General features: G+C 68.0%; 2 protein-coding genes. Both read left to right on the top strand.

Going from position 1 to position 2,533, the window contains the following annotated elements; all coding sequences use genetic code 11:
• The coding region (locus G3N93_RS38130; RefSeq protein WP_241026878.1) for an FAD-dependent oxidoreductase at nucleotides 1-371 on the top strand (371 nt) is incomplete at its 5' end.
• 11 nt (nucleotides 372-382) lie between these two features.
• Nucleotides 383-2,356: a squalene--hopene cyclase gene (shc, locus tag G3N93_RS38125; protein WP_206135342.1), complete on the top strand. Its 1,974-nt coding sequence runs from the start codon at nucleotides 383-385 to the stop codon at nucleotides 2,354-2,356.
• Nucleotides 2,357-2,533 lie beyond the last annotated feature (177 nt).

Here is a 2,533-nt window from a genome sequence, read left to right as displayed (position 1 = left end):
TGTTGTTTTGTGACACATTCGGGCAACTCCCTAAACCTTACCGCTTGCGCACCCTCGTTCCCGCCACGGCGCTCTTCCGTTCTGGCCGCTGGCTCGACACGCCGCGCTGTGCGCTCGCGCGGCGCATCTGGGAAGACGTCGCGCGCGTGTCCGGCGCGAACCCGGAAACCATCCCCGCGTGGCAGCTCGTCGTCGAGCCGCGCGCGGGCTTTGCGGCGGTGCCGTCGCAGGAAATGAAACGTCCGGCCGTGCGTACGCGCTGGACCAATCTTGTGCTGGCGGGTGACTGGATTGCCACCGGCTTGCCCGCCACGATCGAGGGCGCGATCCGCTCCGGCCAACTGGCCGCGGACGTGCTCCAGACACAATAAGCGAGGGACCGATGAACGATCTCACCGAAATGGCTACCCTGTCCGCCGGCGCCGTGCCGGCCGGCGTCGATACGGCCGTCGCGCGTGCGACCGAGGCGCTGCTGGCCGCGCAGAACGCGGATGGCCACTGGGTCTACGAACTCGAAGCCGATTCGACGATTCCCGCCGAATACGTGCTGCTCGTCCACTATCTCGGCGAGACGCCGAACCTCGAGCTCGAACAGAAGATCGGCAAGTATCTGCGCCGCATCCAGCAGGCCGACGGCGGCTGGCCGCTGTTCACCGACGGCGCGCCGAACATCAGCGCGAGCGTGAAGGCGTATTTCGCGCTGAAGGTGATCGGCGACGACGAGAACGCCGAGCACATGCAGCGTGCGCGCCGCGCCATCCACGCGATGGGCGGCGCCGAGATGTCGAACGTGTTCACGCGCATCCAGCTCGCGCTGTACGGTGCGATTCCGTGGCGCGCGGTGCCGATGATGCCGGTCGAAATCATGCTGCTGCCGCAGTGGTTCCCGTTCCACCTGTCGAAGGTGTCGTACTGGGCGCGTACCGTGATCGTGCCGCTGCTCGTGCTGAACGCGAAGCGCCCGCTCGCGAAGAACCCGCGTGGCGTGCGCATCGACGAGCTGTTCATCGATCCGCCCGTCAACGCCGGGCTGCTGCCGCGCCAGGGCCACCAGAGCGCCGGCTGGTTCGCGTTCTTCCGTGTGGTCGACCATGCGCTGCGCGCGGTCGACGGCCTGTTCCCGAACTACACGCGCGAACGCGCGATCCGCCAGGCCGTGTCGTTCGTCGACGAGCGCCTGAACGGCGAGGACGGCCTCGGCGCGATCTATCCGGCGATGGCCAACTCGGTGATGATGTACGACGTGCTTGGGTACGCGGAAGATCATCCGAATCGCGCAATCGCGCGCAAGTCGATCGAGAAGCTGCTCGTCGTGCAGGAGGACGAAGCGTATTGCCAGCCCTGCCTGTCGCCGGTGTGGGACACGTCGCTCGCCGCGAATGCGCTGCTCGAGACGCGCGACGCGCGTGCCGAGGATGCCGCGATCCGCGGCCTCGAATGGCTGCGCCCGCTGCAGATCCTCGACGTGCGCGGCGACTGGATCTCGCGCCGCCCGCACGTGCGGCCCGGCGGCTGGGCGTTCCAGTACGCGAACGCGCACTACCCTGACGTCGACGATACGGCGGTGGTCGCGGTGGCGATGGAGCGCGCGCAGCAACTCAAGCAGAACGATGCGTATCGCGATTCGATCGCGCGTGCGCGCGAGTGGGTCGTCGGGATGCAGAGCAGCGACGGCGGCTGGGGTGCGTTCGAACCGGAAAACACGCAGTACTACCTGAACAACATCCCGTTCTCGGATCACGGCGCATTGCTCGATCCGCCGACGGCCGACGTGTCGGGCCGCTGCCTGTCGATGCTGTCGCAGCTCGGCGAGACGCCGCTGAACAGCGAGCCGGCCCGTCGCGCACTCGACTACATGCTCAAGGAACAGGAACCGGACGGCAGCTGGTATGGCCGCTGGGGGATGAACTACGTGTACGGCACGTGGACGGCACTGTGCTCGCTGAACGCGGCCGGCCTGACGCACGACGATCCGCGCATGAAGCGCGGCGCGCAGTGGCTGCTGTCGATCCAGAACAAGGACGGCGGCTGGGGCGAAGACGGCGACAGCTACAAGCTCAACTATCGCGGCTTCGAGCAGGCGCCGAGCACCGCGTCGCAAACCGCGTGGGCGCTGCTCGGCCTGATGGCTGCCGGCGAGGTGAACAACCCGGCGGTGGCGCGCGGCATCGACTACCTGATGGCCGAGCAGAACGAAGAAGGCCTGTGGGACGAGGCGCGCTTCACGGCGACGGGCTTCCCGCGCGTGTTCTACCTGCGCTACCACGGCTATCGCAAGTTCTTCCCGCTGTGGGCGCTTGCCCGCTACCGCAACCTGAAGCGCGACAACACGACGCGCGTGACGGTCGGGCTGTAACGCGTGGCGCCGCAATCCACCGGCACGTTGCCCGTCATCGCCGTGACGGGGATGGCATTCGAGGCGCGCATCGCGCGCGGCGACGGCGTCGAAGCCGTCTTTGCCGCACGGGCCGACCGGCTCGAACGCGCGCTGACCGCGGCGACCGCGCGCGGATGCGCGGGCATCGGGAGCTTG

Origin of the sequence: Burkholderia sp. Se-20378, assembly GCF_017104665.1 — a bacterium.
Taxonomy (GTDB): Bacteria; Pseudomonadota; Gammaproteobacteria; order Burkholderiales; family Burkholderiaceae; genus Burkholderia; species Burkholderia lata.
Note: the sequence above shows the minus strand (reverse complement) of the source record. Positions and strands in the feature narration are given on the sequence as shown.

Coding starts and splice junctions, on each gene's coding strand:
- shc (WP_206135342.1), top strand. CDS start 383: ATGAACGATCTCACCGAAATGGCTACCCTGTCCGCCGGCGCCGTGCCG.